Source organism: Corynebacterium sp. HMSC034H07 (genome assembly GCF_001815175.1).
GTDB lineage: Bacteria > Actinomycetota > Actinomycetes > Mycobacteriales > Mycobacteriaceae > Corynebacterium > Corynebacterium hiratae.
In genome coordinates this window covers 97471-124169 of the sequence record NZ_KV819538.1, presented here as the reverse complement: position 1 = coordinate 124169, position 26699 = coordinate 97471, and the positions used below count along the sequence as shown (strand labels likewise).

Sequence of the window (26699 nt, the reverse complement as noted above, 5' to 3'; positions counted from 1 at the left end):
CCTAGTGGTTTTCGCTGGCAATCGGCTGAAGCAGAAGCCAGAAAACACTGCTTCACATCCTCTGTACGATAGTGTCCATGAACACACTGATTGTCACTCGCACGGATTCCGGAGTAACGCACTCATTCCAAGAGCAGCCCCTGCTCGGGGAAGGTGACACGGTCGTGGATGTGCAGTTTTCCTCCCTCAATTACAAAGACGCCATGGCCTTGGAGGGCGATAAAGGTGTCATGCGCATCGATCCGCTCGTCCCCGGCATCGATGTGGTGGGCACCGTGGCGGAGACTTCTGATTCTCGCCTGGACCCCGGCCAGCTTGTCGTCTCCTGCGGCGATGGCCTGGGCGAGTTCCGCCATGGCGGCTATACCACCCGCCAGCGCGTCAACGGTGAAGCCACCATCCCTGTACCCCAGCGTTTCAGCGCGCACGATGCCGCCGCAATTGGTACGGCCGGATACACCGCCGCTATCTGCGTGAACCAGCTGCGCACGCACGGCACGACGAAGGGCCATATCCTCGTCACCGGGGCCACCGGCGGCGTGGGATCCATCGCGGTCCAGCTGCTCAAGTCTTCCGGCTACGAGGTTACCGCCGTCACCGGCCGCGTGGAATCCCAGTCGGAGTACCTCACCTCACTCGGCGCGGATCACGTGCTCGACCGCACAGCGTTGTCTGAGACCGGCCGCCCGCTGCAGAAGGCGCTGTACGACGGCGCCATTGACACCGCCGGTTCCACCGTCTTGGCCAACGTGCTGGCGCAGGTGCGCTGGGGCGGCGTGGTGGCGGCCACCGGTATGGCGGCTGGTCCGGATCTTCCTGCCTCGGTGCTGCCGTTCATCCTGCGCGGCATCGTGCTGGCCGGCGGTAACTCCGTCGATGCACCCCGCGAGGTGCGTGAGGCCGCCTGGCAGCTTCTCGACGAACACCTCGACCTCAACATGCTGAACTCTATTACTGAAACGGTGCCGCTGGCCGATGTCGCCACTGCCGCTCAAGAGCTGCGCGCCGGCTCCCGCCATGGGCGCACGGTCGTCGAGATATAGGCAGGGCAGGTGTGAGCGGGCAGCCTTATACTGCCCGGCCCCTTTAGTGGTGCACGCGGTGCGATAGCGATTCGTCGTCGGTGCCGGGGGCATTACCCAGCTCGCCGGTGAATTCATCGTCGCTGCGCGCCAACCAGATGGAGGACACCACCAGTCCGCCCCAGATGACGACGACGAAGAGGATAAAGAGCAGGATTGCGCTTGTAGTCATTGTTATTCTCCTTTCCTTATAGCCGCTACTTGTCGTCCGTGTTCGGTGCGGCGGCGTTGCCTGCGGCAAGTGGGTTCGGAGTACCGGCCGGGCGGCCGCCCACTGGGACGCCGTAATCAGACGTCTCGATGCCGTCCAGGTACTTGTTTCCGCGGAAGTCCACCAGCGGCATGATGAAGCTGGCGAGCAGAATGACGCCCAGCACGGTCCAGCCATAAAGACCAATCTGGGTGGAGGAGTAGCCCTCATAACCTTCGCGGACAATCGTGGTGATCTCGTTGACCAGGAAGTAGACGAGCAGCAGCGGGGTCGCGACGAAAGTCAGGAACTGCCAGAAGCCACCCACCTTGAACTGCGACACGGCGTTGATGTGCTGCTGGATCTCGCGGCGGCGGCCGGTCACCCAGCCGACGACTACGAGGGCGCAGATGGCGCCGAAGACGATGCCCAAGTTGTTGGTGAACTTATCCATGATGTCCAGAGTGACCAGGCCCGAGGAGGTGGCGAACAGGAAGCAGGACAGTACTCCCATCGCGCTGCCAACGCTGATGGCAGAAACGCGGCGGGAAATGTTGAACTTATCTGCCACGGCGGAGACAACGACCTCCATGATGGAGATCAGCGAGGTCACACCGGCCAGGAACAGGGAGCCAAAGAAGAGGACACCGAACAGCCAGCCGAGCGGCATGAGGTTAATGATCGTCGGGAAAGCGATGAAGGCCAGACCGATACCAGACTCAGCCACCTCATCGACAGACACGCCCTGCTGGGCGGCCATGTAGCCCAGAGTGGCGAAGACGCCGATGCCGGCGAGAACCTCGAAGGAGGAGTTCGCAAAGGCAGTAACCAGGCCCGTGTTGGTGAGGTTGGTGCGCGGCTTGAGGTAGGACGCGTAGGTGATCATGATGCCGAAACCGATGGACAGGGAGAAGAAGATCTGTCCGTAGGCGGCGATCCACACCGACGGGTTGCTCAGCACGGACCAGTCCGGAGTGAAGAAGGCGTTGAGGCCCTCGGCGGCGCCGTCGAGGAAGAAGGCGCGGATCACCAGAATGATGAACATGACGGCCAGGACCGGCAGGAAGATGGAGGTCAGCTTGCCGATGCCCTTGTTGATGCTCGTGGCCAGCGTAGCGATGCAGACAACCCATACGAGGATCATGACGCCCAGAATGGCGGGGACGACGTGGCCCGAGTAGGTTGCCTCTGGGTCCGCCTGGAGGAAGTCAACCATGAAATAGTCCGCGGGAGCTTCTCCCCACGCCTGGTTCACGGACTTGATGGTGTAGAGCGCCGCCCACGCAATGATGGCAGCGTAGTAGATGGCAATGAAGAAGTTCACGCCGACTTTGAACCAGCCGATTCCTTCCCAGCGGCTGCTGATACGGCGAAATGCCAGCGGTGCAGAACCGCGGAAGCGGTGACCAATGGCGAGGTCGAACCACAGGATGGGAATACCGGCGGTCAGCAAGGCCACCATGTACGGGATGAGGAAGGCACCGCCACCGTTTTCATAGGCAACGTAGGGGAAGCGCCAGATATTACCCAGGCCGACGGCGGAGCCGATGGCGGCCATGAGGAAGACGAAGCGCGTATTAAAAGTATCGCGTGTAGAGCGAGTCTTATGCGGGGTTGTTGTGGTCATGAGAGAACTTTCTTCTTGAGCAAATATCGCGCACCGCAAGACCGTAGGAATTGTTTATACGGACCGCGTACGGCGAGTATTAGCGAGAAGCTTAGTCTAACTGCCAACCTATAGGTACCGTTTTGAATATTTATTTCTGAAGCTTTACCTCTGCCTTAACCCCATGGCCAGAGGCCTAAAACCGCCACTGCCCCTCAACACTCTGCTCCCCGTCCGAAACATTGGGTCCCGGAAAGTAGCTGAGCGATGAAGGGCAAAGAGTGAGCGAAGAAGATGGTGAAACTAGACGTGCAAATCGCGATCCTGAATCCCCTTGGGAACGGCGAGCACACCAATGAGGGACACGACCGAAATCGCGATGCCGTAGGCGGCGATGGCCATCGAGGTCTCGTACCGCGTGTACAGCATCTCTGCAATCATCGGGGCAAAGGCACCACCGATGATGGAGCCGAAGGCGTAGCCGATGGACACGCCCGACAGGCGCACCCGCACCGGGAACATCTCCGCGTACATCGCTGACTGCGGGCCATAGGTCGCACCCAGGATGACACCTAGGAGGAACACGGCCACGCCGAAGAACATGACGTTGCCCGAGTCAACCGCCCAGAACACCGGGGTGATATACAGCGCCAAGACGATGTAGCCGCCAATGAACGTCGTGCGCCGCCCCACCCGGTCAGACAGGTGGCCGAAGTACAGCGTGCCGATAAACCAACCAATCGACGCGATCAGGGCTACCCCAAGGGCCTGGGGGCGGGTATAGCCCACAACCTTCGTGCCATAGGCGGTGAAGTAGGCGATGACGAAGTAGCCAATCGCGTTGTTGGCGGCGAAGATAACTGCGCACTTGATGACGGTTCCGAGGTGGCCCTTGAACAGGACCGCGAGCGGTGCGGTGGACTTTTCCTTCAGCTCTTCCATCTCCGCGAAGGCCGGGGACTCTTCTACCGCCCGGCGGATCAGGTAGCCCAAGAGAATGAGCACGACTGAGGACAGGAACGGGATACGCCAGCCCCAGGCGAGGAACTGCTCCGGAGTCAGGACGGCGGAGAGCACCAGCATAAAGATGGTGGCCAGGAACATGCCGAGGGGTACTCCTACCTGCGGGAACGCACCAAAAAGTCCGCGCTTGCCGTGCGGGGCGTGCTCAACGGCCAGCATCGCCGCACCGCCCCATTCACCGCCGGCGGAGAGGCCCTGAAGGATACGTAAGAGCACCAGCAGGATAGGTGCTGCCATGCCGATGGAGGCGTAGGTAGGCAGCACACCCATCAGCATGGTGGCCAAGCCCATGCCAACCAGCGTGACGACAAGAACCGGCTTGCGTCCGAGCCGGTCACCCAAGTGGCCGGCCAGAATGGCCCCGAGGGGACGGAAAAGGAAGGAGATACCCAGCGACGCCCAGGCAATGATCTGAGCGAGCGAGGCGCTTTCGTTGGAGACCGGATCGAAATACTGGGTAGCGAAGATCAGGCCGGCGGCCTGAGCGTAGATGAAGAAGTCGAACCACTCAATAGTGGTGCCGACCATCGAACCGGCGAGCACGCGCTTGTGCTCTGTGGTGATTCCCGGCCCTTGGGCAGGCTGTTGGGTGACTGGTGCAGACATAGTGGGAGTCTTTTCTCTATGGGTGCAGAAGCACGGTGGATACAGTTAAAGCCAGTGAACGAAAGGGACAATGGTGAGGCGGGGCGTGCCAAAGAAGCCGAGAACGCGGCAGCGTTTTACTGATCGCGGTTGTCGACGATCCTCTTGGCCTTGCCCTCACCGCAATCGACGTGGTCAGTGATCTCGACGCCAACAGTGACGCCGATGCGCTCCTTGATCTGTTTCTTCAGCCACGCGGCGGAGGCATCGATCTGATCAGGAGTAGCCTCCGAGGAGTGCTCAACCACCAGGGTGAGGTGGTCCATGCGGCCACGCTTGCTCAGCACGCACTGGTAGCGCGGGCGAAGCACGCGGTCCTCAGTGATGATCTCCTCGAACTGCGACGGGAAGCAGTTCACGCCACGCAGGATGATCATGTCATCGTTACGAGCGGAGATACGGTCGATGCGACGCATCGAACGCGCAGTGCCCGGGAGCAGGCGGGTGATGTCGTGGGTGCGGTAACGAATGATCGGGAAGGCCTCCTTGGTGAGGGAGGAGATGACCAACTCGCCGTACTCGCCGTCTGGAACCGGCTGCATGGTCTCCGGATCGATGATCTCTGGGTAGAAGTGGTCCTCCCAGACGGTCAGGCCATCCTTGGCCTCGACACATTCTTGGGCCACGCCAGGGCCCATTACCTCGGAGAGGCCGTAGATATCGGTGGCCGTAATGCCGAAGCCTTCTTCGAGTTCGCGGCGCATTCCCTCGCTCCACGGCTCGGCGCCAAAGACGCCGGCGCGCAGGGAGGATTCGCGCGGATCCAGGCCTTCCTTGCGCATGCGGTCAAGGAGGTTGAGCACGTAAGACGGCGTACCCAGAATTGCGTCCGGCTGGAAGTCCTGCATGATCTGGATCTGGCGCTCCGTCTGACCACCGGAGGTCGGAATCGCCGTGGCTCCTAGGGCCTCAACGCCATAGTGAGCGCCCAGGCCGCCGGTAAAGAGGCCATAGCCGAACGTAATCTGAACCTTATCGCTCTTGCGCAGGCCGCCTGCCCGCAGCGAACGGGCTACGAGCTCGGCCCAAATACGCACGTCATTCTCGGTGTATCCCACGACGGTCGGGCGACCCGTGGTGCCGGAAGAAGCGTGGATGCGGGAGATTTGGTTCTGGCCAACAGCAAACATCCCGAAGGGGTACTCCGCGCGAAGGGTTTCCTTGTCGGTGAACGGGAACAGCGCAAAGTCCGCGAGTTCCTTGAAGTCATCCGGGTGAACGCCCTTCTCATCGAACGCACGGCGGTAGTGCGGGACGTTGTAGTACGCGTGGCGAAGCTCGTTCTTCGCGCGCGCGGTCTGCAGCGCAATGATTTCATCGCGGGAGGCGTACTCAATGCCCATCTGGGGGCCGTGGTGGTCAGAGAAGATATCAAACGTTGCGGTCACGTCATTTGCCTTTCATTTCGAGGAGAGGGGAAATACCACACCCTTTAAGCTCCCTCGAAAGTGCTGCAAGAAGTTGGTTAGCTGGGACAACGCACAAAAGTACGTTAATTACTTACCGTTCGGTTGGGTAAGTCTTGTGACGTACACTACAGGCCGTTGTCGTGATAGACAACACAATTAGTCCAAGTTTTTGAAGCGCAACACATCATCGCAGGCCACGACGGTTTCACCGACAAAAGAAGCCCCCACCCCCATATGGAGCCCCAACGGCGGAGCGAAACGCTCGCCCCCGACTAGCTGATCAACTACTTGCCCATCGCGACTAGCCCGTCGCTTGCGGAGCTAGGCCGCCAAACACAACACTCTCAAAAGCACTGGCCAGCTCCTCGGCACCAAGTCGACCCTCCGGCTCGTACCAATCAGACGTCGAGTTAATCATTCCGAAAATCATGCGGGTCAACAGCGGAGCCTCAATATCGGAGCGAATAGCACCCTCCTCCTGAGCAGCCTCCACCAGCGGAACCACGGAACGCGTCAGCGTACGGCGGCGCTCCAACGCGCTCCGCTCCACCTCGGAGTTTCCACGCAAACGGAGCAAGAGCGCGACAGACTTCGGGTCGGAGCACAGCACCTCAATCGAGCCACGCAACAGCCCGCGCACCCTCTCCCCCGCCGACACATCGGCCGCGGCCATCTCTTCCGCAACCGCTTCCAAACGGCTCAGTGCCTGCACTACCGTGAGCTCCAAAATCTCTTCTTTGGAAGAGATGTGGTGATAGAGCGCGGACTTAGAAATCCCCAATTCGCTCGCCACATTATCCATCGACGTGGCGTCGTAGCCGCGGGCTGTAAAAGCACGGACAGCTGCACGAATGACATCTTCACGGGAGTAGCCGGGGCGGCCACGTGCCGCGCCCTGGACAGTGGATTTCTCATTCTTCACGCAGTCCATTCAAGCAGAGAGCCCCGAGCACCGTTAGACTAGTGAGCCACCACACCCCTTTTCGCTCCCTCGGCAGCACTGCGGAAACCCCTTACCTCAAGGAGGAATTCCCATGAGCACCGAGCACCCCATCCTCGCCCCCGGCGTCGCCGAAAGCCCCGAGTTCACCCACGTGCGCACCATGTTCGACGATGACCGTGCCACCGCGGAGATTGGCGCGAAGATTACCGCGCTAGACGTCGGCAAGTGCGAAGGCCACTTCACCGTCCGCCCGGAGATGTGCAATGGACATGGCACGGCACAGGGTGGCTATTTATACATGTTTGCCGATTCCATCTTCGCCGGCGTTTGCAACTCCGGTGGCGACTTGGCCGTGGCCGCGCACAACTCGATTCACTACATCGCCCCCGCCTTCGAAGGGGATGTCGTTGACGGGGTTGGGGTGACCCGCCAAGCCTGGGGCCGCAACGGCGTTGTCGACGTCACCCTCAGCATCAAGGGTAAGCCCATCGCCGAATTCCGCGGCACATACCGCGTGCTGCCCGCCAAGCCCCAGAACCGCAACAAGTAGGGCGCAGCTCACAAACTTGGTTGACATAGCTCACACATGCCCCATATACTGACCAACCAGTCAGTAAGTATCACCGAGCCGACACTGAGCAGAGAGGGAACGATTCCTCCCATGACCCCATCAGAGAAAACACTCGCCGCCGTCCCGGCCGCGGATGAAGCACAAGCACAGCAGCGCTTCGACGAGCTCATCGCCGAAGACTCCCGCATCGAGCCCACCGACTGGATGCCGGCTGCCTACCGCAAGACCTTGACGCGTCAGATTTCCCAGCACGCGCACTCCGAAATCATCGGCATGCAGCCGGAGGCCAACTGGATCAGCCGCGCGCCTTCGCTCAAGCGCAAGGCCATCCTCATGGCCAAGGTGCAGGATGAGGCCGGCCACGGCCTCTACCTCTACTCCGCTGCGGAGACCTTGGGCACCTCGCGCGACGAACTGGTGCATCAGCTTCTCGACGGCACCGCCAAATACTCCTCCATCTTCAACTACCCGGCGCGCACGTGGGCCGACATCGGAGCCATCGGCTGGTTGGTGGATGGCGCCGCCATCTGCAACCAGGTCCCGCTCTGCCGTGCTTCCTACGCACCCTATGGCCGCGCCATGGTGCGCATCTGTAAGGAAGAGTCCTTCCACCAGCGCCAAGGTTGGGAGATCCTCTACGAGCTGTCCCACGGAACGCCCGAGCAGAAGCAGATGGCGCAGGAAGCCATCAACCGTTTCTACGGACCCGCACTCCAGATGTTCGGCCCGCCGGATGATGACTCCCCCAACTCCAAGCAGTCCATGGCGTGGAACATCAAGCGCTTCTCCAACGACGAACTGCGCCAGCGCTTCGTGGACATGATTGTCCCGCAGGCCGAAGCCCTTGGCCTGCACTTCGAGGACCCGGACCTGAAATGGAACGAAGAGCGCGGCCACTACGACTTCGGCGAGCTCGACTGGTCCGAGTTCAAGGCCGTCATCAAGGGCGAAGGCCCCTGCAACGTGCAGAGGATGCAGCGACGTCGCCAAGCGCATGCCGACGGCGCGTGGGTCCGTGAGGCTGCCGCAGCCTACGCCGAGAAGCACCACTCGGCTGATACCTCGCTCATCGCTTAACCCCTAAGCACACTGCTCAACCAGCTTCGAGACTTTAAGGAAGATTCCATGTCTAGCTCCACCTGGCCCATGTGGGAGGTCTTCGTACGCTCCTCCCGCGGCCTTTCCCACGTTCACGCCGGCTCGCTCCATGCACCGGATGCCACCATGGCCCTGCGCAATGCCCGCGATCTCTACACCCGCCGCAACGAGGGAACCTCCGTCTGGGTCGTGCCCAGCGAGGCCATTGCCTCCTCCGACCCGGACTCCAAGGGCGGATTCTTCGAATCCCCCCAGGGCAAGAGCTACCGCCACGCCACGTACTACGACAAGTCGGAAGGAGTGCCGCACCTGTGACCGGATTTGCAGCCGCCGATTCTGCGACCAAGCAATCGCAGGGCAACGGCATCACCGCAGAAGACATCGCCGCCTCCGGCGCAGTGGCCCCCGAGGACACGGCTCGCTATGCGCTCATGCTGGGCGATGACGCCCTCATCCTGGCCCAGCGCCTGGGCTGGTGGATTTCCCGCGCGCCGGAGATGGAAGAGGACATCGCACTGGGCAACATCGCCCTCGATCTCATCGGGCACGCCCGCTTCCTACTGACCTACGCCGGTACCGCATGGGGCAAGACCGAGGATGACTTGGCTTACTTCCGTAACGAGGAGGAGTTCCGCTCCGCGCGCTTGGTCGAGCAGGAGAACGGCGACTTCGGCTACACCATCGCCCGCCAGCTGCTCTTCTCCTACTACCAGTACGGGCTCTACACGGCCTTGCTGGAGTCGCAGGATGAAACCATTGCGGCGATCGCGGCGAAGGCCATCAAGGAAGTCGAGTACCACGTCGACCACGCCAACCAGTGGATTCTTCGTCTGGGCCAAGGCACCGAGGAGTCCCACCGCCGAATCACGGAGGGCCTGATGTACATGTGGCCCTACCTTGACGAGCTCTTCGAGGATCTCCCGCTTCACGAGAAGCTGGCGGCAGAAGGCATCGCAGTTCTGCCCTCGAGCCTGCGCGCGCAGTTCGATGAGCGCATCGCCTACGTCCTAGACAAGGCAGGTCTGGCCATCCCGGACGTCAAGCAAGCCCGCTCCGGGCAGCGCACCGGGCGTTTCTCCGAGCACCGCGGTTTCATCCTCGCGGAGATGCAGTCCTTGGCGCGCCAACACCCCGGCGCGACCTGGTAAAGACAAGGAAAGGACCAAGGTTTCATCGTGTCCATCACAGATAAATCCCACCCGCTGCGCCCCACGCAGCCTGACGACGCCCACGTGTGGGACGTCGCCGCCGAGGTGCCCGATCCGGAGATCCCCGTGATTTCCATCGCCGACCTTGGAATTCTTCGGGACGCTCGCCTGGATGGCGATACCGCGGTGGCCACGATTACCCCCACCTACTCCGGCTGCCCCGCCATGGAACACATCACGGCGGACATCACCACAGCGCTGACCGATGCCGGTTACGCGAAGGTGCGCGTCGACCTCGTTCTCCACCCGGCGTGGACCACCGACTGGATGACGGAGACCGGCCGGCAAAACCTCAAGGACTACGGCATTGCCCCGCCCAGCGGAAAAACCCGGGCCACGCCGGAAGGTCCTATCCCGCTCACACTCGAACCGCCGCCGGCCATCGAATGCCCCCACTGTGGCTCCCGCCGCACACGTAAGCTTGCCCAATTCGGTTCCACCTCCTGCAAAGCTCTCTACAACTGCCAGGATTGCTTGGAGCCCTTCGACTACTTCAAGGTGCACTAATGACCACGACCCCGTCTGCCCCCGCAAAGAAGAAGGCCACGTTCAACACCCTGACCGTGTCCGAGGTGCGCGCCCTGACTTCAGACTCCGTGGAGGTTTCCTTCGCTATCCCTCCGGAGCTCCAGGACGACTATGACTACATCCCCGGCCAGTACGTTGCACTGCGGGCAACCATCGACGGCCAGGAAGTCCGCCGCTCCTATTCCATCTGCGATGTGCCTCGCGACGGCGTGCTGCGCGTCGCCATCAAGCGCGACCGCGGTGGCGTCTTCTCCACGTGGGCCAATGACACCCTGCAGCCCGGCGACACCATGGACGTGATGAACCCGCAGGGCGCGTTCACCTCAAAGACTCACCTGACCGGCCTTAACAACCCCGAGGCCGTGCGCGAAGAACTGGAGAAGCTGGAGAACCCACACCTCGTGGCCATTGCAGCGGGCTCCGGCATCACGCCAATCATGGCCATCGCCCAGACCGTGCTCCACACCTCCCCCGACACCACCTTCGAGCTCATCTTTGCCAACAAGGGCGGCGGCGACGTCATGTTCGCCGAGGAGATTGGTGACCTCAAGGACAAGTTCCCTACGCGCTTTGCCGTGCACCACGTCCTGTCCCGCGAGCAGCGCGTTAACCCGCTGTTCTCCGGGCGCATCGATGCCGAAAAACTCCAGACCCTGCTGGATAACGTCGTGCGCACGGACACTGTCGACGAATGGTTCCTTTGCGGCCCCTTCGAGCTAGTGCAGTTGGTGCGCGATGAGCTGGCTGGCCGCGATGTGGGTGAGAAGGACGTGCGCTACGAGCTGTTTACCACCGGCAAGCCCTCTGGGGATCAGAACCAATCTGGACGCCACGTCGAGGTGGATCCGGAAGGCGATAACGTCACCATCAACTTCCAGCTCGATGGCCTCTCCGGTTCTGTTGAGTCCCCGGTCTCTGCCAACGAGTCTCTGCTCAATGCCGCCCTGCGCGTGCGCTCCGACGTCCCCTTCGCCTGCGCCGGCGGCGTGTGCGGCACCTGCCGCGCCAAGCTGGTCGAGGGCGAGGTCGACATGGCGGAGAACTACGCCCTCGAGGCCGATGAGGTCAAGGCCGGCTACATCCTCACCTGCCAGTCGCGCCCAACCACGCCCACCATCGTTCTCGACTTCGACGCCTAGGAGAAACATCCATGATCGACCTGCACCACGACGCCGAAGCCGGGGTTATCGAGCTCGTACTCAACAACCCGAAGGCCCTCAACTCCCTCGCGGAGGAAGACCTCGCCGAACTCTCCCGCACCCTCGATGAGGCCGCGGCGCTCAAACCCCGCTCGCTCATCCTGCGCGGCGAGGGCAAGGGCTTTTGCGCAGGCCGCAACATCAAGGGGCTCAACCCGCGCGAAGACGACGCCACTGCCTACCTCGCGGACGTTGTCCCCCCCGTGCTCACAAAGATCGATAACTTCCCCGCCCCCACCTTCGCCGCCGTGCACGGCCCCTGCCTGGGTGTCGGCCTCGGTCTCGCTTTGGCCTGTGACGTCGTCTACGTCGCCGAAGATGCCAAGTTCGGTTCCCCATTCGCCAACCTAGGCGCCACCCTGGATTCGGGCGGGCACTCCCTCTTCGTCGAACGCCTCGGCACACACCGCGCGATGGACCTCATCATCACCGGCGAACTCATCTCCGGTGCGGAAGCGGTGCGCGCTGGCCTCTTCTCCCGCGCGCTATCAGCAGAGGAGCTGCTGGAGTTTACCCGGGGCGTCGCCAAGCGCGCAGCCCACGGCGCGACCCAGGCTTTCCTCACCAGCCGCACCCTGGTCCAGGACATCCGCGATAACGGCACTGGGCTGTGGGCCAGCGTCGATGCCGAGAACTCCGCCCAAGGCAAACTCTGCGATACCGAGGATTATTACGAGGGCTTTGCAGCTTTCAATGAGAAACGCCCGCCGGTCTTCCACGGACGCTAAAACCTCCAGACCTTCTAGAACGCATACCGCGCAGTTCACACAGCGCAATACACACAGATAGTTAAGGAAAAACATGACCGCTTACCTCGTTTCCGGATTCCGCACCCCCGTGGGCCGCTACGGCGGCGCACTGTCCTCGGTTCGCCCAGATGACCTCATGGCCACCGCCATCAAGAAGACGGTGGAGGAGGCCGGACTCGATCCCTCCGCGGTGGATGAAGTCATCATCGGCAACGCCAACGGCGCCGGCGAGGAGAACCGCAACGTCGCCCGCATGTCCTGGCTGCTCGCCGGGTTCCCGGACACCGTTCCCGGGATGACGGTCAACCGTCTGTGTGCTTCGGGCATGTCCTCGATTGCCCTGGCCACCGCCCTCGTGGAATCCGGCCAGGCGGATATTGTCATCGCCGGTGGCGTCGAATCCATGTCCCGCGCGCCCTGGGTCATGGAGAAGCCAAGCAAGCCTTTTGCCAAGCCAGGCCAGGTTTTTGATACCTCCATTGGCTGGCGTTTTGCCAACCCAAAGTTCGCGGAGCAGGAGAAGATGACCTACTCCATGCCGGAGACCGCCGAGGAGGTGGCCAACGTCTTTGGTATTAGCCGCGAGGATGCGGACGCCTTCGCTGTGCGTTCCCAGGAGCGCGCGCTCGCCGCGATTGAGGCCGGCAAGTTCGCCAGGGAGATCGTGCCCATCGAGGTCACCGACCGCAAGGGCAACGTCACCGTCGTCGATACCGACGAAGGCCCCCGCCCGGGCACCACGATGGAGGTCTTGGCCAAGCTGCGCCCGGTGACCTCCCTGGGTGACGTCACCACGGCGGGCAACGCCTCCTCGCTGAACGACGGCGCCTCCTGCGTCATTGTCGCCTCCGACGAGGCGCTCAAGAAGCACAACCTGACCGCCCGCGCCCGCGTGGTGGCCAACTCCGCGCGCGGTGTGCGCCCGGAAATCATGGGCACGGGCCCCATCCCGGCAACCCGCGACGTGCTCGAGCGCGCCGGCTGGGAGCTGGACAGCGTGGATGCCGTCGAGCTCAACGAAGCTTTCGCATCACAGTCCATCGCCTGCATCCGCGAACTGGGCTTGGATGAGGACAAGGTCAACGCCTGGGGCGGCGCCATCGCGCTGGGCCACCCGTTGGGTTCCTCCGGTTCCCGCATCACGTTGACCCTGCTCAACCGCCTGGAAACGGACGGGCTGCGCCGCGGCATCGCCACCATGTGCGTGGGCGTGGGCCAGGGCACCGCGATTGCGATTGAGAGGGTGTAAATGACTACTGCCATTGAGATTTCAACGCGCGGTGAGAAGGACGAGATAGTCGTCGCCAAGCTCAACCGCCCCGAGGTGCGCAACGCCATCGATGAGCAGATGGTGACGGAGTTCCACGCACTCTGCGCGCAGCTCGAGTCCGAGCCCCGCATCCTCATCATCACCGGCTGCACGGTGGATACCCCGAAGGGCCCGCGCGGCATCTTCGCCTCCGGGGCGGACATCGCACAGCTTCGTGAGCGCCGCCGCGAGGATGCCCTCCGCGGCATCAACTCCGGCATCTTCCACCGCATCGCCTCGCTGCCCGCCCCCGTCATCGCGGCGGTGGATGGCTACGCCCTCGGCGGCGGTCTGGAGCTGGCCTTAGCCGCGGACTTCCGCGTGTCCACTCCTTTTGCCAAGTTTGGGCAGCCCGAAGCCGGCCTGGGTATCGCTGCCGCCGCGGGTGCCACGTGGCGCCTCAAGGAGTGCGTCGGCACGCCCCTGGCGAAAGAAATCCTGCTGGCCGGGCGCATCCTCAACGGCGAGGAGGCGCTGGTCAATCACCTGGTCAGCGAGTTGCACGAGCCGGATGCGCTGGTCGACGGTGCCCTGGCACTAGCCGGGCGCATTGCCAAACAAGACCCGCTGGCCGTGCGTTTGACCAAGCAGCTCATCTCTATGCCTGATGCGGCGCACCCGGCGGTGGACAACATCGCCCAGGCCGTGCTCTTTGAGTCCCCCGCCAAGTTTGAGCGGATGCAGGCCTTCCTGGACCGCAAGAAATAAACCTTCCACCCACAAGGAGAGTCAACTCATGTCCCCAGTACTGCAGGTTCCTGCCAAGGTTGGTGTGCTCGGCGGCGGCCGCATGGGCGCCGGCATTGCTCACGCCTTCCTGGCCGCCGGCGCGTCCGTGACCGTGGTGGATATCAACGATGACGCCGTGGCCGCCGCCCGCGAGCGCGTGCACAAGGCCATCCGCGGCTCCCTCGACCGCGGGGCGGAAGGCACCTTCGAATCCTGGGATGAGCGTCTCAGCTTTTCCACCGCCGCCTCCGCCTTTGCCGGCTTTGACCTCGTGGTTGAGGCAGTTCCGGAGTCGATGGATCTCAAGGTGGCCGCCTTTAAGGATATCGCCGAAGCCGCCCCGCAAGCCGTCGTCGCCACCAATACCTCCTCACTGTCGGTATCCCAGTTGGCAGAGAGCATCCCCAACGACGTCATCGGCCTGCACTTCTTCAATCCGGTCCCGGCCTCCAAGCTGGTGGAGGTGGTCGTCGCCGAGTCCACCCCTGATGCACTCGTGGACACCGCCAAGGGCTGGGTCGAGGGCCTGGGTAAGACCGCGGTGGTGGTCAAGGATGCCCCCGGCTTCGCGTCCTCCCGCCTCGGCGTGGCCATCGCGCTTGAGGCCATCCGCATGGTGGAGGAAGGCGTGGCCTCCCCGCGCGATATCGACAACGCCATGGTGTTGGGCTACAAGTTCCCCATTGGCCCGCTGGAACTGACCGATATCGTGGGTCTGGACGTGCGCCTCGGCATCGCCGAATACCTTGAATCCCAGCTGGGTGAGCGCTTTAGCCCGCCGCAGCTCATGCGCGACATGGTCGCCCGCGGGGAGCTGGGCCGCAAGTCCGGCAAGGGCTTCTACGACTACTCCGAATAAGCCGCACTCCCCCTCCACTATTTCCTAGCGCTCCTACTTCTTGTCCTTCGACGCCACGAGCGCGTTAGTGATGCGCGCCGTACACAGCCTCCTCCCCTCGTCATCTGTAATGATGATCTCGTGGGAGCACAGCGTCTTGCCCAGCTTGATGGCGGTGGCCGTCGCCGTAACCAGGCCGGTGCGCCCGGAGGCGTGGTGTGTCGCATTGATGTCCACGCCCACGGCGACCTTGCCCAGCGTCGAGGCGTGAATTACCGCAGCCCAGCTGCCAACGGCCTCGGCAATACAGGCCATGGCACCGCCGTGGAGCAGACCGAAGGATTGGGTATTGCCCTCGACCGGCATGGTGGCAACCACCCTCTCGGCCGACTCTTCGAGGATTTCGACACCCATCTTCTTGTCCAGCTCACCCAACTGAATCTTCCATACCTCTGCGGCCATGCCGTTCTCCTTACTTGCTCCTAGAAATGTGACGCAGACTATACTAGCCTGTATTTACTGACCAACCGTTCGGAAACTAATGGAAAGGCCAATCTTTTCGCTATGACTGCAGCCCTCGTCCCCAGCTATCTTTCCGGCCAGTGGCTCACCCCGGACAATCCCTCGCGCGTTGCTGACGTGCACGATGCCTCCACCGGTGACGTCGTCGCCAGGGTTAGCGCCGAAGGCCTCGACATCGCTGACGCCATCGACTACGCACGCGGCACCGGGCGCGAGGGACTCCAGAAGCTCACCTTCCACGAGCGCGCCCTCAAGCTCAAGGAGCTGGCGATTTACCTCCAGGATCACCGCGAAGAGCTCTACGAACTGGCCAACAAGGCCGGCGCCAACAAGCGCGATAACTTCGTCGATATCGACGGCGGTATTTCCACCATGTTCACCTTCTCCTCGAAGGGCCGCCGCGAGATGCCTAATTCCACCGTCATGCCGGATGGTGAGGCGGAGGTCTTCTCCAAGGACGGCTCCTTCATTGGCCGCCACATTTACACCTCGATCCCTGGCGTTGCGGTGCAGATCAACGCCTTCAACTTCCCCGTCTGGGGCATGCTGGAGAAGTTCGCCCCGGCCTTCATCGCGGGCGTGCCCTCCATTGTTAAGCCAGCGACACCGACCGGCTACATCACCGCGGCGTGTGTTCGCCTCATGATTGATTCCGGAATCCTGCCGGAGGGCAGCTTGCAGCTCATCTCCGGCTCCGCCCGCGACCTGTTGGATCACCTGGACTATCGCGATCACGTGGCCTTTACTGGCTCTGCTGATACTGCGAATACCCTGCGCGCACACCGCAACGTCATCGAGGGCGGCATCCAGTTCAGCGCGGAGGCGGACTCCCTCAACGCTGCCATTCTGGGCACCGATGTCACCGCGGATTCCCCGGAGTTCGACGCCTTCGTCAAGGCAGTCTTCGGCGAGATGACCTCGAAGGCGGGTCAGAAGTGTACCGCCATCCGCCGCGCCATCGTCCCGCACGCGCTTGTCGACGCCACCATTGACGCCCTCAGCACACGCCTTAGCGACAAGGTGGTCGTGGGCGATCCGCGCGATGCTTCCGCCACCATGGGCCCACTGGTCTCTGCGGATCAGAAAGCTGACGTCGCAGAAGCCGTCGAAAAGCTCAAGGCCGGCGGCGGCGAGATTGTCTACGGCGGCGAGGAGGCCGAGGGCGCGTTCTTCAACCCCACCATCCTGCGCTTTGCCGATAACCGCGCCCCAGCGGTCCACGACACCGAGGCCTTCGGCCCCGTCGTCTCCTTCCTGGGTTACGACTCCCCCGCCGAGGCCATCGAGCTCGCCGCCTTGGGCTCTGGCTCGCTGGTTGCCTCCGTTATTACGCATGACCCGCAGCTGGCACGCGAGTATGCCCTCGGCATCGCCGCCCATCACGGCCGCCTGCACTTCCTCGACCGCGATGATGCGAAGACGTCTACCGGCCACGGCTCTCCCCTCCCGCACCTCGTCCACGGTGGCCCGGGCCGCGCCGGCGGCGGCGAAGAACTGGGTGGTGTGCGCGGCATCCTGCACTACATGCAGCGCACCGCCGTTCAGGGAACCCCGGACCACCTCACCGCCATTACCGGCCAGTGGCACCGCGGCGCGACTGTCCAGCGCGTGACCCGGACGGACGTCGACAGCGGCCAGGGCACCCACCCCTTCCGCAAGGACCTGGCCACGCTGCAGATCGGCGACCAGTTCGCCTCCGACCTACGCCACGTTTCCCTTGAAGAGATCCTCGAGTTCGCAGAGAAAACCGGCGATACCTTCTACGCCCACACCGACGAGGAAGCCGCCACAGCTAACCCCTTCTTCCCACGCCGCGTGGCCCACGGTTACCTGCTGGTTTCCTGGGCAGCGGGACTCTTCGTGGAGCCGGCACCGGGCCCGGTCCTGGCTAACTACGGCCTGGAGAACCTGCGCTTCATCACGCCGGTGACCTACGACGATTCCATCCGCGTGGAGCTGACCGCTAAGCGCATCACCCCGCGCGTCACCGATGACTACGGTGAGGTGTGCTGGGACGCCGTGCTCTACAACCAGGAGGATGAGATCGTAGCGACCTACGACGTCCTCACCCTCGTGGAGAAGGTGAACACCACCTATGCCGAGGGCACAGTCTCGGCATAAAGATGACGTTGTGCGAGCCAAGTCACACATCGAAGGTTGGTTTCTTTTATCATTACTGTCATGAAAGAAATTAACTCAGTCACTGGCTCCATCATCATCGTCGGCAGCGGCCTCGCTGGCATGGTCGCCGGCTACGAGGCCCTCAAGGGCGGCAAGCACGTCATCTTCCTGGAACAGGAGAACCGCAACAACCTCGGCGGCCAGGCCTTCTGGTCCCTCGGCGGTCTGTTTTATGTCGACTCCCCCGAGCAGAAGATGATGCGGGTCAAGGATTCCGAAGAATTGGCCTGGCGCGACTGGGCCAACTCCGCCGACTATGACCCAGTGACCGAGGAAGACCGGCACGATTTTTGGGGCGCGAAATGGGGCCGCGAATACGTACGCTTTGCCGCTAATGAGAAACGCACGTACCTCAAAGGCCTAGGCCTCAACGTCCTACCCACCATCGGCTGGGCCGAGCGCGGTTCGGGCGATGCCTCCGGCCACGGCAACTCCGTCCCGCGTTTCCACCTCACCTGGGGCACGGGCCCGGAGGTCGTGCGCGTCTTCCGCGAGCCGCTCCTTAAAGCAGAAGAACAAGGCCAGGTCGAATTCCATTTCCGCCACCGCGTGGACGAGCTCGTCGTCGAAAACGACGACGCTGGCAGCCCGCGCGTCGTCGGCGTGCGCGGCAGCGTCCTCTCCCCCACCAGCCAGCCACGCGGTGAGGCGAGCTCGAGGGACGTGGTCAAGCACTTTGAGCTTCACGGCTCCGCCGTGGTCATCGCCACCGGTGGCATCGGCGGCAACCTGGAGAAGGTTCGCAAGATGTGGCCCACTGAGCGCTGGGGCGAGTGCCCGGAGGAACTGGTCACGGGCGTTCCCGCGCATGTCGACGGCCGCGGCATCGACATCGCCCAGCAAGCCGGCGCCTCCGTAGTCAACACGGACCGCATGTGGGCCTACACCGAGGGCATGACCAACTGGAATTCCATCTGGCCCGGCCACGGCATCCGCATCATCCCGGGCCCGTCAGCGCTGTGGCTCGACGCCGAAGGCAACCGCCTGCCCACCAACCTCTTCCCCGGCACCGATAACCTGGCGGCCTTGGCCCACATTGGCCAGACCGAGCACGGTTACTCCTGGTTCGTGCTCAACAAGGCCATCGTGGACAAGGAGTTCATCTTCTCCGGCTCTGAGCAAAACCCGGATCTAACGGATAAGGAATTCAAGAAGCTCGCCGGCAAGCTGGGCCCCGGCACACACGTGGCAGTCAAAGCTTTCATGGAGAACGGAATCGACTGGGTCGTGGAAGACAACCTGGAGGATCTTGTCGCCGGAATGAACGAAATCTCTCCGGAGGGCTCCCCCACCATTGATGTAACCCAACTTAGGAAAGTTCTGGAAGATCGCGATTCCCAGCTGGATAATCCCTTCAGCAAGGACGCCCAAGTCAACTATCTCCGCGTGGCCCGCGGCTTCTTAGGCGACAAGCTCATCCGCGTTGCTCCCCCACACCGCATCCTCGATAACTCCAAGGGCCCTCTCATCGCCGTGCGCCTGAAGTTCCTGACCCGCAAGACGCTCGGCGGCCTGGAGACCAACCTGGACGGCCAGTGCCTCAACGCCGACGGTACGGTTCTGCCTGGCCTCTATGCCTGCGGCGAGGCCTCCGGTTTCGGCGGTGGCGGCATGCACGGCAAAAATGCGCTGGAAGGCACCTTCCTGGGCGGGTGCATCCACTCGGGCAAGCGCGTGGGCGAAGCGTTGGCGCGCGGCTAGCACTGTTTTCTAATACTGTCGGGCACTATGAACCTCGCTAGGAACGTCCGCATCGACGTGGAGAATCCCTTCTTCACCACCTCCCGCTTCGTCGCCGCCCCCGCGGAACTCACCGTGGGCGAGATGATGATCATTGTCCACGCCGCGCTCGGCCTTGAGCCCTCTCATCCGGGAATCCTCGTGGGCGAGGAAGGCACGCCGATCGACGTCCTCACCATCATTGACCAGGACTTTTTCGAGACCTTCCGGGAAGTAGCGCACTACCACCCCTCGGACGGCGCATGGAATATCAGCATCAGCGTGGCGGACACCTCGCGCGTCGTCATGGGGCTGCCAGCCCTCATCGCCGGTGAGGGCCCCGATCTGATGAGTGAGCTGGGCAGTGCCGAGGCGATGTTCAAGGTGGTCCTCGATGTCCAGGCGACTATGGCCTACATGGCTGTTCCTACCGAGAGCATGGAGCGCATCTTCGCGCTCTTCCCCAACTACACACTGGACCAAATCCACCAGCGCCTCACCACCTTCTTCCCGCCGGCAGTGGCGCAGCGCCTCGCCACCATGGGCACGGAGGCCGCCAACCTGGAGGGCGGCACCAAGCCCGCACTGCCTGGGGATCTCCCCCTGGATCCTTTCCGCTCCACACCCTTCGAGGACATCCCGGTGCCCTCCTCGGAGATGCTGGAGGAATGGCGCGCGGAAATCCACGAGGCCTACCCGGAGCTGCGCCCCGACTATGAGCTGCCGGCGCTTGACGACGCCACCGCTCACCACGTAGGCCAGCGTATACGCGAATACCTCGAGGTCATCGAGGAATATCCACGCCTGACCGGGGCCGGCTACCTCAAGCAGGCGGCTGTCGCGCGCCTCAAGGAAGGGCTGAATAGCCCCAATGATTTTGATGACGTCAAGCGCGAGGACTACCACCAGCCGCTGTTGAACCTGCGCGGATTCCTCACGGACTTGGATTGGCTCAAGACCACAACGACGCAGATCAAGCTCACCAAATATGGCCGCAAGGCCATGAGCGATCCGCTCTGGGCAACGCAGGTCATCATGAACAACATCCCTTATGCCTACGCCGAACCGGAGGGCATTCCTCAGCTCTCCTTCGAACTAGTCCACCTATTGCGCGGTGAGTGGGAGTTCAATCCGGAATACGACTACACGCACGCCATCACCCGCGACCTGCTGTTCACGCTGGGCATTCTCGAGGATGACTCCACGTTCCCTGACATCACCGATGGGTGCCAAGGCTTCCTCGGCGAAATCATCACCAAGGTGCGCAAGGAGCTGAACCAAGAGCTGGACTAGTTCCAAGTCGCGACCTTGTAGACGCCACTAATGACACTGCTACCTAGTATTGTTCGGCGGTGGGGTGGGGTTGTTCCACGCTAAATCCGCCTAGGACAGGAAGGCGTCCTGCAAAAGGCATCTTTGGGTCTAAAAACGCCATCTGCACTGAGTAAATGGCGTTTTTGGCCGCGAAAACGCCTTATGACAGATGCCTTTTGTCAGACGCCCTTTGTCAGTTACCTCCCGCATGTCGATGGAGTCACGCAGACGTTGCGCGCTGCGAGGGGAGTGACGAAGGTACACGCCTAGGCGCAAAACTGCCCTAACTGACGATTTTCCCCACGATCATTCGCTGGAAGGGCGCTGGTTTCGTCAACTAGGGCAGTTGCGGCCGCCATCTAACGGAGCCGCGGTGGTTTATTTAACTACCAAGTTGACCATGCGGCCCGGCACGTAGATCTCCTTGACCACGTTCTTGCCGGCAGTCAGCTCAGCGATGCGCTCATCTTCCTTGGCAATACCCACGACGGTGGCTTGGTCAGCGTCGGCAGGCACCATCACGCGTGCCTTGACCTTGCCGTTGATCTGCACCGGAACCTCAATCTCGTCGTCGACGAGGTACTTTTCTTCGAACTCCGGGAAGGCCTCATAGGTGATGGTCTCCTCATGGCCGAAGCGCTTCCACAGCTCCTCCGCGATGTGCGGAGCAACGGGGGAGACCAGCTGGGCCAAGGGCTCCACGGCGGCGCGCGGCGCGCCCTTCGGGTAGGCCTTGGTCAGGTAGTTCACGTACTCGATGAGCTTGGCCACCACGGTGTTCAGGCGCAGGTTCTCGTAGTCATCACGCACACCGGCGATGGTGCGGTTGAGGTGCTTCAGGTCATCCTCGGAAAGCTCTGCGTCCGTCGTGCACAGCTCACCGGAGTTCTCGTCGACGGCTAGGCGCCACAGGCGCTGCAAGAAGCGCTGCGCACCGACGACGTCCTTGGTTGCCCATGGGCGGGAGGTATCCAGCGGGCCCATCGACATCTCATAAACGCGCAGGGTATCGGCACCATAGTCGCGGCAAATATCATCCGGGGCCACGGAGTTCTTCAGGGACTTGCCCATCTTGCCGTACTCTTGGTTGACCTTTTCATCCCCGTAGTAGAACGCGCCATCGCGTTCTACTACCTCAGCGGCAGGCACGTAAACACCGCGGGAATCGGTGTAGGCATAAGCCTGGATGTAGCCCTGATTGTACAGGCGGCGGTAAGGCTCCTTCGAGGTCACGTAGCCCAGATCGAAGAGAACCTTATGCCAGAAGCGGGCGTAGAGCAGGTGCAGCACGGCGTGCTCCACGCCTCCAACGTAAAGGTCAACGCCACCCGGGTCGTTGGCGCCGTGCTCCTCTGGACGAGGGCCCGTCCAGTAGCGCTCGTTCTCCAAGTCGCAGAAGAGTTCATCATTCGTCGGATCGATGTAGCGCAGCTGGTACCAGGAAGAACCTGCCCACTGCGGCATGACGTTGGTGTCGCGGTAGTAGGTCTTCGGGCCATCGCCTAGGTCGAGCTCGACCTCCACCCACTCGCGGGCCTTGGCCAGCGGCGGCTGCGGGGAGGAATCGGCATCATCCGGGTCGAATGACACCGGCTTGTAGTCCTCTACCTCCGGCAGCTCAATGGGCAGCATCGACTCCGGCAGCGGGTAGGCCTGGCCGGCCTCGTCATAGACGATGGGGAAGGGCTCGCCCCAGTAGCGCTGGCGAGCAAACAGCCAATCACGCAGCTTGTACTGGATCTTCTCGCGGCCTACTCCTTGTTCCTCTAGCCACGGGATAATGGCGGCGATGGCCTCATCCTTGGACATACCGTTGATGTCCAGGGAATCGTTGGCGGAGTTTACGGCCTTGCCGGACTCCGTGTAGGCCTCCTTAGTGATGTCGCCGCCAGCAACCACTTCGGTGATGGGCAGGCCAAAGACGGTAGCGAACTCGTAGTCACGTGTATCGTGCGCCGGGACCGCCATGATGGCACCGGTGCCGTAGCCGGTCAGGACGTAGTCCGCGATGAAGATCGGGACCTGCTTGCCGTTGACCGGGTTGGTGGCATAAGTACCCAGGAAGACGCCGGTCTTTTCCTTGTTCTCCTGGCGTTCCAGATCAGACTTGGCGGCGATGGACGCGCGGTAGGCCTCCACGGCCTCCTTCGGATCATCATGACCGAAGGTCCAGCGTTCATCGACATCATCGTCATAAGGGATGGGGGAGAGGAGGGCGTCGACAAGCTCGTGCTCCGGGGCCAGCACCACGTACTCCGCACCGAAGAGAGTATCCGGGCGGGTGGTGAAGACGTCGATGTTGTAACCCTCGGCATGGAAGCTGACCTCTGCACCACGGGAGCGGCCAATCCAGTTACGCTGCATGGACTTGACCTTCTCCGGCCAATCCAGAAGCTCCAGGTCATCGAGCAGGCGGTCCGAGTAAGCGGTAATGCGCATCATCCACTGGCGCAGGTTCTTGCGGAAGACCGGGAAGTTACCGCGCTCGGACTTGCCCTCCGCGGTGACCTCCTCGTTGGCCAGCACCGTGCCCAGGCCCGGGCACCAGTTCACGGTGGAGTTAGACAGATAGACCAGACGGAATTCATCGAGTGCCTGGCGCTGCTCTTCCTTGGTCAGATCCGCGTAGTAGCGACCATCCTTGGTGGTGCGCTTGCCCACCTCAAGTTCCTTGATGAGCTCAGAAATCGGGCGTGCCTTCTGCTGCTCCTCATCAAACCAGGAGTTATAAATCTGCAGGAAAATCCACTGCGTCCACTTATAAAACTCCGGGTCAGTCGAGGCCACCGAGCGGCGCGGATCGTGGCCCAGACCCAGCATGCCCAGCTGGCGGCGCATATTGTTGATATTCGCCTCCGTGGTGGTGCGCGGGTGCGTACCAGTCTGGATGGCGTACTGCTCAGCCGGCAGGCCAAAGGCGTCATAGCCCAGCGTGTGCAGGACGTTCTTGCCCAGCATGCGGTTAAAGCGGGCATAAGTATCCGTGGCGATATAACCCAGCGGGTGGCCTACGTGCAGACCCGCGCCAGACGGGTAGGGGAACATGTCCTGGATGTTCATCTTCTCCGCGGGAAGTTCCTTACCGTCCTCCGCGAGCGGCCCAACTGGGTTCGGCGCATTAAAGGTGCCGTTATCCTTCCAGTACTGCTGCCAGGCACTTTCAATCTGCGCGGCGAGCTCCGGCGTGTAGCGGTGGGTGGTGTTATCGCTCGGGTTAGTCATGGTTAGACAGTGTAGTCACCGCACGGACATCTCCCCAGTTAGACCCAGCTAGGCCGCAATTCCGTTCCGCAGCGCGGCCACGCAACTGACGACGCCCCCCCTTGTCCCCTCTAAGCTCTGCCACTAAAATCACCATTGTTCTACTGTTCTACATTTAACTTTTTACAGTCACCAGCCAATAAGGAAAGGCGGTTGGAGCAATGACCAACATTTCTTTGCGCGAACTCAACCAGCGTTCTGGCCACATCGTTCGCGAAGTTGCCGCTACAGGTCAAAGCGTGGTCATCACCGACCGCAATCGGCCCATTGCTCGCGTTGTTCCCATTTCATCTCTAGATAGCCCCGTGGAGCAGTTAGTAGCTGCCGGAATCCTGAGCCACAACCCGAAGCCTTACTCACAGCCAAGCACCACAGACTATCTGCCTTCCGGGACAGACGTTGTATCGCTACTGGATAGGGAAGACCGCTTGTGATGATCTACGTCGACACTTCGGCACTAGCGAAGTTGGCCTTGCCCGAGCGCGAAAGCTCCGAAGTCGCTGCACTCCTTGAAGGCCAGCAACTGTTTTCTTCTGCACTCATTGACATCGAGTTATCTAAAGTGTGGCAGCGCAGTGGCCTCACCGGCGCCGGTTACCGGAAGTTCACGGAGGGGGTCTCCAAAGTTGGCATCAGCGATGAGGTCATTCGTCGAGCTTGCTCGCTGACCGGCGTTCGCTCCCTGGATGCCATCCACCTGGCGAGCGCCTGTCTTCTCCGCGACGCTGGCCTCACCCTGACCTTTTTCACCTACGACAAACAGCTCCACGCCGCTGCCCAGTCTCAAGGTTTTGCTGTCTTTCCCTCGCCACAGTGACGACCACCAATACAAGTCTTGGGGGTACCTCTACGTCGTCTTCACTACCAACCCGACTTAGGCCAAATTGGTGCGGAACAACTCCACCCCGCCGTCGAAAAATGCAAGGTAGCAGCGTCAAGAGTGACGTTGCGGCACCTGCCCGATGACCTAAGTCGGGACACAACGACCGTTCCCGTAGAACACTGTACGCATCTTCGCGAAGCGGATTACCTTCTTTGCTCCCCTCGCAGCGCGCAACGTCTGCGCGCCTCCATCGACCTGCAGGAGGCGTCTGACAAAAGGCAGCGGTCTCAAGCAAGTCGGTGCTCACCCACCCCATGACCCAAGTCGGGACCAGTAAAAGTCCTGGGGTAGCCCTACATCGTCTTCACTACTAAACCTTCTTCACCACAGCAGGCTTCAGCTTCATCGCGCCAAAACCATCAATCCGGCAATCAATGTTGTGGTCTTCCTGGCCGGTGCCGGCGTCGAAGTTCAAGCGGATGCCGCGCACCTTGGTGCCGGCCTTCAGTGGCTGCTGCGCGCCCTTGACCTTGAGGGGTTTGGGGATGGTGACCGTGTCGCCGTCGGCAAGCGCGTTGCCCACTGAATCCACGATGGTGAGGGCGGCTGCCTCTGCGGCCGAGTCGCTGGCAACAGCGTCGGTGGAGAACTCGTGCGCACACTCCGGGCAGACGATAAGCGGCGGCATCTCGTAGGTGTACTCAGAGGAGCATTCGGGGCAGGGCGGCAGAGTTGCGGCCGAAGTATCAGACATAGGGGAGAGTTTAACCTGCGTAGCACGAAAAGATGATCCTTCTCTCATTCCATTGATAGATACCCGGGTGGGGTATAGGCTTGAGTAAACACAATCGGACCCATTCGGAAGACTTATGAAACGCCTCATCGCCCTCACCACTGCCTGCGCCGCAGCCATCACCCTGTCCTCTTGCTCTACTGACAGCCCCGTACCGAGTGAAGCCTCGAAAAGCGCCGCTTCCAGCACCGACATCCAACAGGTGCCTGCCGAGGAGATCCTCGCCGAGTTCGATCTCGAAGGGTTGGATGGCCAGGAAATCGTGGACAAGCTGGACCGCCAGTCCAAGGACGAGCGCAATAGCGATCTCCTCGCATCCGTGCGCCCGAACGAGCTCATCCTCGCTACTGAACAGGGTCAGGCCTCCCTGCCGCTGCCGGAGGACAAGTTCTACCTCTCTATTGCGCCGTACCTCTCCCGTACGCACGACTGCTTCAACCACTCCCTGACCACCTGCACCGGTGAGCTCAGCCAGGAAGACATCCACGTCACCATCACGGATGACGAAGGAAATGAGCTAGTCAACGAAGACACCACGACGTTCGACAACGGCTTCATTGGCTACTGGCTGCCGGCCGACAAGAAGGGCACCATCACCATCGAGCAGGACGGCAAGACCGGCGAGGTTCCCCTGGATACCTCTGACGAAGGCGGTACCTGCGTGACCACGCTGCAGATGGCATAATCTGCCCATTCACTCACCACGGTGAATCCCACCTCCTGGGGTTCACCGTTTGTCGTTTTATGGTGTCCACGCAGTGCTTGCCGACGTCAACAGTGTTCTGGGCAAGTCCCCATACGGCCACTCCCTGAAGAAATCTCCGAGCAGGCAATTGACCACAACAAGTCCGCTGGTGTCGTCAACTCTGTTCCTTTTAGCCACGCCACCCCGTCGGCGCCGGCTTCTTGGGCGCAGGCGTTGTGGCTGCCCTGCTCGGCGCCATCGCCGCATTCCTGCA

Annotated in this window: 25 protein-coding genes; 17 read left to right on the top strand and 8 right to left on the bottom strand. The window is 61.9% G+C overall.

Annotated elements, in window-relative coordinates; genetic code table 11:
• Positions 1-77 precede the first annotated feature (77 nt).
• Entirely contained in the window at positions 78-1043 is a 966-nt protein-coding gene (locus HMPREF3009_RS10355) for an MDR family oxidoreductase (protein WP_070510141.1), read from the top strand.
• A gap of 43 nt (positions 1044-1086) precedes the next feature.
• Here HMPREF3009_RS10355 and metS read toward each other — a convergent pair whose 3' ends face one another.
• From metS to HMPREF3009_RS10330, 5 genes are all read right to left on the bottom strand, one after another.
• Positions 1087-1254: a methionine/alanine import NSS transporter subunit MetS gene (gene metS / locus HMPREF3009_RS10350; protein WP_046648774.1), complete on the bottom strand. Its 168-nt coding sequence runs from the start codon at positions 1252-1254 to the stop codon at positions 1087-1089.
• Between the two features lie 25 nt (positions 1255-1279).
• A complete protein-coding gene (locus HMPREF3009_RS10345) occupies positions 1280-2899 on the bottom strand; it encodes a sodium-dependent transporter (protein ID WP_070517287.1) in 1620 nt (539 codons plus the stop codon).
• A 282-nt stretch (positions 2900-3181) separates the two neighbouring features.
• Positions 3182-4507, bottom strand: a complete 1326-nt coding sequence (locus HMPREF3009_RS10340) for an MFS transporter (RefSeq protein ID WP_070517291.1) — start codon at positions 4505-4507, stop codon at positions 3182-3184.
• A 116-nt stretch (positions 4508-4623) separates the two neighbouring features.
• Positions 4624-5889, bottom strand: coding sequence for an AMP-binding protein (locus HMPREF3009_RS10335; protein ID WP_369816119.1), 1266 nt, complete (start codon positions 5887-5889; stop codon positions 4624-4626).
• Positions 5890-6256: 367 nt separating this feature from the next.
• A complete protein-coding gene (locus tag HMPREF3009_RS10330) occupies positions 6257-6877 on the bottom strand; it encodes a TetR/AcrR family transcriptional regulator (RefSeq protein WP_232745371.1) in 621 nt (206 codons plus the stop codon).
• Positions 6878-6989: 112 nt separating this feature from the next.
• Here HMPREF3009_RS10330 and HMPREF3009_RS10325 point away from each other — a divergent pair, with 112 nt between their 5' ends.
• From HMPREF3009_RS10325 to HMPREF3009_RS10280, 10 genes are all read left to right on the top strand, one after another.
• Positions 6990-7448 (top strand): hotdog fold thioesterase, encoded by a 459-nt coding sequence (locus HMPREF3009_RS10325; RefSeq protein WP_070517297.1) that lies wholly within the window; start codon positions 6990-6992, stop codon positions 7446-7448.
• 111 nt (positions 7449-7559) lie between these two features.
• On the top strand, positions 7560-8546 hold the full coding sequence (gene paaA / locus HMPREF3009_RS10320) for a 1,2-phenylacetyl-CoA epoxidase subunit PaaA (RefSeq protein ID WP_070510126.1): 987 nt from the start codon (positions 7560-7562) through the stop codon (positions 8544-8546).
• A 48-nt stretch (positions 8547-8594) separates the two neighbouring features.
• Positions 8595-8882 carry a 1,2-phenylacetyl-CoA epoxidase subunit PaaB gene (gene paaB, locus HMPREF3009_RS10315; RefSeq protein ID WP_046648767.1) on the top strand — a complete coding sequence of 96 codons (288 nt, stop codon included), beginning with the start codon at positions 8595-8597 and terminating at the stop codon, positions 8880-8882.
• The gene (gene paaC / locus HMPREF3009_RS10310) at positions 8879-9715 is read left to right on the top strand and encodes a 1,2-phenylacetyl-CoA epoxidase subunit PaaC (protein ID WP_070517300.1); all 837 of its coding nucleotides are present in this window, start codon (positions 8879-8881) and stop codon (positions 9713-9715) included. The genes paaB and paaC overlap by 4 nt, the downstream gene beginning before the upstream one ends.
• 27 nt (positions 9716-9742) lie before the next feature.
• On the top strand, positions 9743-10282 hold the full coding sequence (paaD, locus tag HMPREF3009_RS10305) for a 1,2-phenylacetyl-CoA epoxidase subunit PaaD (RefSeq protein WP_070510120.1): 540 nt from the start codon (positions 9743-9745) through the stop codon (positions 10280-10282).
• Positions 10282-11442 carry a 1,2-phenylacetyl-CoA epoxidase subunit PaaE gene (gene paaE / locus HMPREF3009_RS10300; RefSeq protein WP_070681764.1) on the top strand — a complete coding sequence of 387 codons (1161 nt, stop codon included), beginning with the start codon at positions 10282-10284 and terminating at the stop codon, positions 11440-11442. Before paaD ends, paaE begins: the two co-directional genes overlap by 1 nt.
• Before the next feature lie 11 nt (positions 11443-11453).
• Positions 11454-12230, top strand: coding sequence for an enoyl-CoA hydratase/isomerase family protein (locus HMPREF3009_RS10295; RefSeq protein ID WP_070681761.1), 777 nt, complete (start codon positions 11454-11456; stop codon positions 12228-12230).
• 73 nt (positions 12231-12303) lie between these two features.
• Positions 12304-13500: a thiolase family protein gene (locus tag HMPREF3009_RS10290; protein ID WP_070681759.1), complete on the top strand. Its 1197-nt coding sequence runs from the start codon at positions 12304-12306 to the stop codon at positions 13498-13500.
• On the top strand, positions 13501-14268 hold the full coding sequence (locus tag HMPREF3009_RS10285; protein ID WP_070547055.1) for an enoyl-CoA hydratase/isomerase family protein: 768 nt from the start codon (positions 13501-13503) through the stop codon (positions 14266-14268).
• 28 nt (positions 14269-14296) lie between these two features.
• Positions 14297-15148 (top strand): 3-hydroxyacyl-CoA dehydrogenase family protein, encoded by an 852-nt coding sequence (locus HMPREF3009_RS10280; RefSeq protein ID WP_070547058.1) that lies wholly within the window; start codon positions 14297-14299, stop codon positions 15146-15148.
• Between the two features lie 33 nt (positions 15149-15181).
• Here the strand turns inward: HMPREF3009_RS10280 and HMPREF3009_RS10275 are convergent, their stop codons facing one another.
• Positions 15182-15589, bottom strand: coding sequence for a PaaI family thioesterase (locus HMPREF3009_RS10275; RefSeq protein ID WP_083312739.1), 408 nt, complete (start codon positions 15587-15589; stop codon positions 15182-15184).
• Positions 15590-15691: 102 nt separating this feature from the next.
• On the opposite strand from HMPREF3009_RS10275, the gene paaZ reads away from it, so the two are divergent.
• From paaZ to HMPREF3009_RS10260, 3 genes are read left to right on the top strand one after another with little or no spacing between them, the layout of a single operon-like run.
• The gene (gene paaZ / locus HMPREF3009_RS10270; RefSeq protein ID WP_070681753.1) at positions 15692-17770 is read left to right on the top strand and encodes a phenylacetic acid degradation bifunctional protein PaaZ; all 2079 of its coding nucleotides are present in this window, start codon (positions 15692-15694) and stop codon (positions 17768-17770) included.
• Between the two features lie 60 nt (positions 17771-17830).
• Positions 17831-19531 carry an FAD-binding dehydrogenase gene (locus tag HMPREF3009_RS10265; protein ID WP_070681750.1) on the top strand — a complete coding sequence of 567 codons (1701 nt, stop codon included), beginning with the start codon at positions 17831-17833 and terminating at the stop codon, positions 19529-19531.
• A 27-nt stretch (positions 19532-19558) separates the two neighbouring features.
• A complete protein-coding gene (locus HMPREF3009_RS10260) occupies positions 19559-20842 on the top strand; it encodes a hypothetical protein (RefSeq protein WP_070517321.1) in 1284 nt (427 codons plus the stop codon).
• Between the two features lie 399 nt (positions 20843-21241).
• Here HMPREF3009_RS10260 and leuS read toward each other — a convergent pair whose 3' ends face one another.
• A complete protein-coding gene (gene leuS, locus HMPREF3009_RS10255; protein WP_070681747.1) occupies positions 21242-24085 on the bottom strand; it encodes a leucine--tRNA ligase in 2844 nt (947 codons plus the stop codon).
• Between the two features lie 200 nt (positions 24086-24285).
• Here leuS and HMPREF3009_RS10250 point away from each other — a divergent pair, with 200 nt between their 5' ends.
• Together HMPREF3009_RS10250 and HMPREF3009_RS10245 are read left to right on the top strand one after the other, a co-directional pair.
• Positions 24286-24558, top strand: a complete 273-nt coding sequence (locus tag HMPREF3009_RS10250; protein WP_049154824.1) for a type II toxin-antitoxin system Phd/YefM family antitoxin — start codon at positions 24286-24288, stop codon at positions 24556-24558.
• Positions 24558-24941, top strand: a complete 384-nt coding sequence (locus tag HMPREF3009_RS10245; protein ID WP_070510079.1) for a type II toxin-antitoxin system VapC family toxin — start codon at positions 24558-24560, stop codon at positions 24939-24941. The genes HMPREF3009_RS10250 and HMPREF3009_RS10245 overlap by 1 nt, the downstream gene beginning before the upstream one ends.
• Positions 24942-25317: 376 nt before the next feature.
• Here HMPREF3009_RS10245 and HMPREF3009_RS10240 read toward each other — a convergent pair whose 3' ends face one another.
• Positions 25318-25701 (bottom strand): zinc ribbon domain-containing protein YjdM, encoded by a 384-nt coding sequence (locus tag HMPREF3009_RS10240; protein ID WP_070681744.1) that lies wholly within the window; start codon positions 25699-25701, stop codon positions 25318-25320.
• A gap of 115 nt (positions 25702-25816) precedes the next feature.
• Here HMPREF3009_RS10240 and HMPREF3009_RS10235 point away from each other — a divergent pair, with 115 nt between their 5' ends.
• Complete coding sequence (locus HMPREF3009_RS10235) at positions 25817-26425, top strand: CueP family metal-binding protein (protein ID WP_070517622.1); 609 nt, start codon at positions 25817-25819, stop codon at positions 26423-26425.
• The last annotated feature ends 274 nt before the right edge of the window (positions 26426-26699 follow it).

Excerpts from the sequence above, each read along its gene's own strand:
- HMPREF3009_RS10355 (WP_070510141.1), top strand. The coding sequence starts at position 78 with ATGAACACACTGATTGTCACTCGCACGGATTCCGGAGTAACGCACTCA.
- metS (WP_046648774.1), bottom strand. The coding sequence starts at position 1,254 with ATGACTACAAGCGCAATCCTGCTCTTTATCCTCTTCGTCGTCGTCATC.
- HMPREF3009_RS10345 (WP_070517287.1), bottom strand. The coding sequence starts at position 2,899 with ATGACCACAACAACCCCGCATAAGACTCGCTCTACACGCGATACTTTT.
- HMPREF3009_RS10340 (WP_070517291.1), bottom strand. The coding sequence starts at position 4,507 with ATGTCTGCACCAGTCACCCAACAGCCTGCCCAAGGGCCGGGAATCACC.
- HMPREF3009_RS10335 (WP_369816119.1), bottom strand. The coding sequence starts at position 5,889 with ATGGGCATTGAGTACGCCTCCCGCGATGAAATCATTGCGCTGCAGACC.
- HMPREF3009_RS10325 (WP_070517297.1), top strand. The coding sequence starts at position 6,990 with ATGAGCACCGAGCACCCCATCCTCGCCCCCGGCGTCGCCGAAAGCCCC.
- paaA (WP_070510126.1), top strand. The coding sequence starts at position 7,560 with ATGACCCCATCAGAGAAAACACTCGCCGCCGTCCCGGCCGCGGATGAA.
- paaB (WP_046648767.1), top strand. The coding sequence starts at position 8,595 with ATGTCTAGCTCCACCTGGCCCATGTGGGAGGTCTTCGTACGCTCCTCC.
- paaE (WP_070681764.1), top strand. The coding sequence starts at position 10,282 with ATGACCACGACCCCGTCTGCCCCCGCAAAGAAGAAGGCCACGTTCAAC.
- HMPREF3009_RS10295 (WP_070681761.1), top strand. The coding sequence starts at position 11,454 with ATGATCGACCTGCACCACGACGCCGAAGCCGGGGTTATCGAGCTCGTA.
- HMPREF3009_RS10290 (WP_070681759.1), top strand. The coding sequence starts at position 12,304 with ATGACCGCTTACCTCGTTTCCGGATTCCGCACCCCCGTGGGCCGCTAC.
- HMPREF3009_RS10285 (WP_070547055.1), top strand. The coding sequence starts at position 13,501 with ATGACTACTGCCATTGAGATTTCAACGCGCGGTGAGAAGGACGAGATA.
- HMPREF3009_RS10280 (WP_070547058.1), top strand. The coding sequence starts at position 14,297 with ATGTCCCCAGTACTGCAGGTTCCTGCCAAGGTTGGTGTGCTCGGCGGC.
- HMPREF3009_RS10275 (WP_083312739.1), bottom strand. The coding sequence starts at position 15,589 with ATGGCCGCAGAGGTATGGAAGATTCAGTTGGGTGAGCTGGACAAGAAG.
- paaZ (WP_070681753.1), top strand. The coding sequence starts at position 15,692 with ATGACTGCAGCCCTCGTCCCCAGCTATCTTTCCGGCCAGTGGCTCACC.
- HMPREF3009_RS10265 (WP_070681750.1), top strand. The coding sequence starts at position 17,831 with ATGAAAGAAATTAACTCAGTCACTGGCTCCATCATCATCGTCGGCAGC.
- HMPREF3009_RS10260 (WP_070517321.1), top strand. The coding sequence starts at position 19,559 with ATGAACCTCGCTAGGAACGTCCGCATCGACGTGGAGAATCCCTTCTTC.
- leuS (WP_070681747.1), bottom strand. The coding sequence starts at position 24,085 with ATGACTAACCCGAGCGATAACACCACCCACCGCTACACGCCGGAGCTC.
- HMPREF3009_RS10250 (WP_049154824.1), top strand. The coding sequence starts at position 24,286 with ATGACCAACATTTCTTTGCGCGAACTCAACCAGCGTTCTGGCCACATC.
- HMPREF3009_RS10245 (WP_070510079.1), top strand. The coding sequence starts at position 24,558 with ATGATCTACGTCGACACTTCGGCACTAGCGAAGTTGGCCTTGCCCGAG.
- HMPREF3009_RS10240 (WP_070681744.1), bottom strand. The coding sequence starts at position 25,701 with ATGTCTGATACTTCGGCCGCAACTCTGCCGCCCTGCCCCGAATGCTCC.
- HMPREF3009_RS10235 (WP_070517622.1), top strand. The coding sequence starts at position 25,817 with ATGAAACGCCTCATCGCCCTCACCACTGCCTGCGCCGCAGCCATCACC.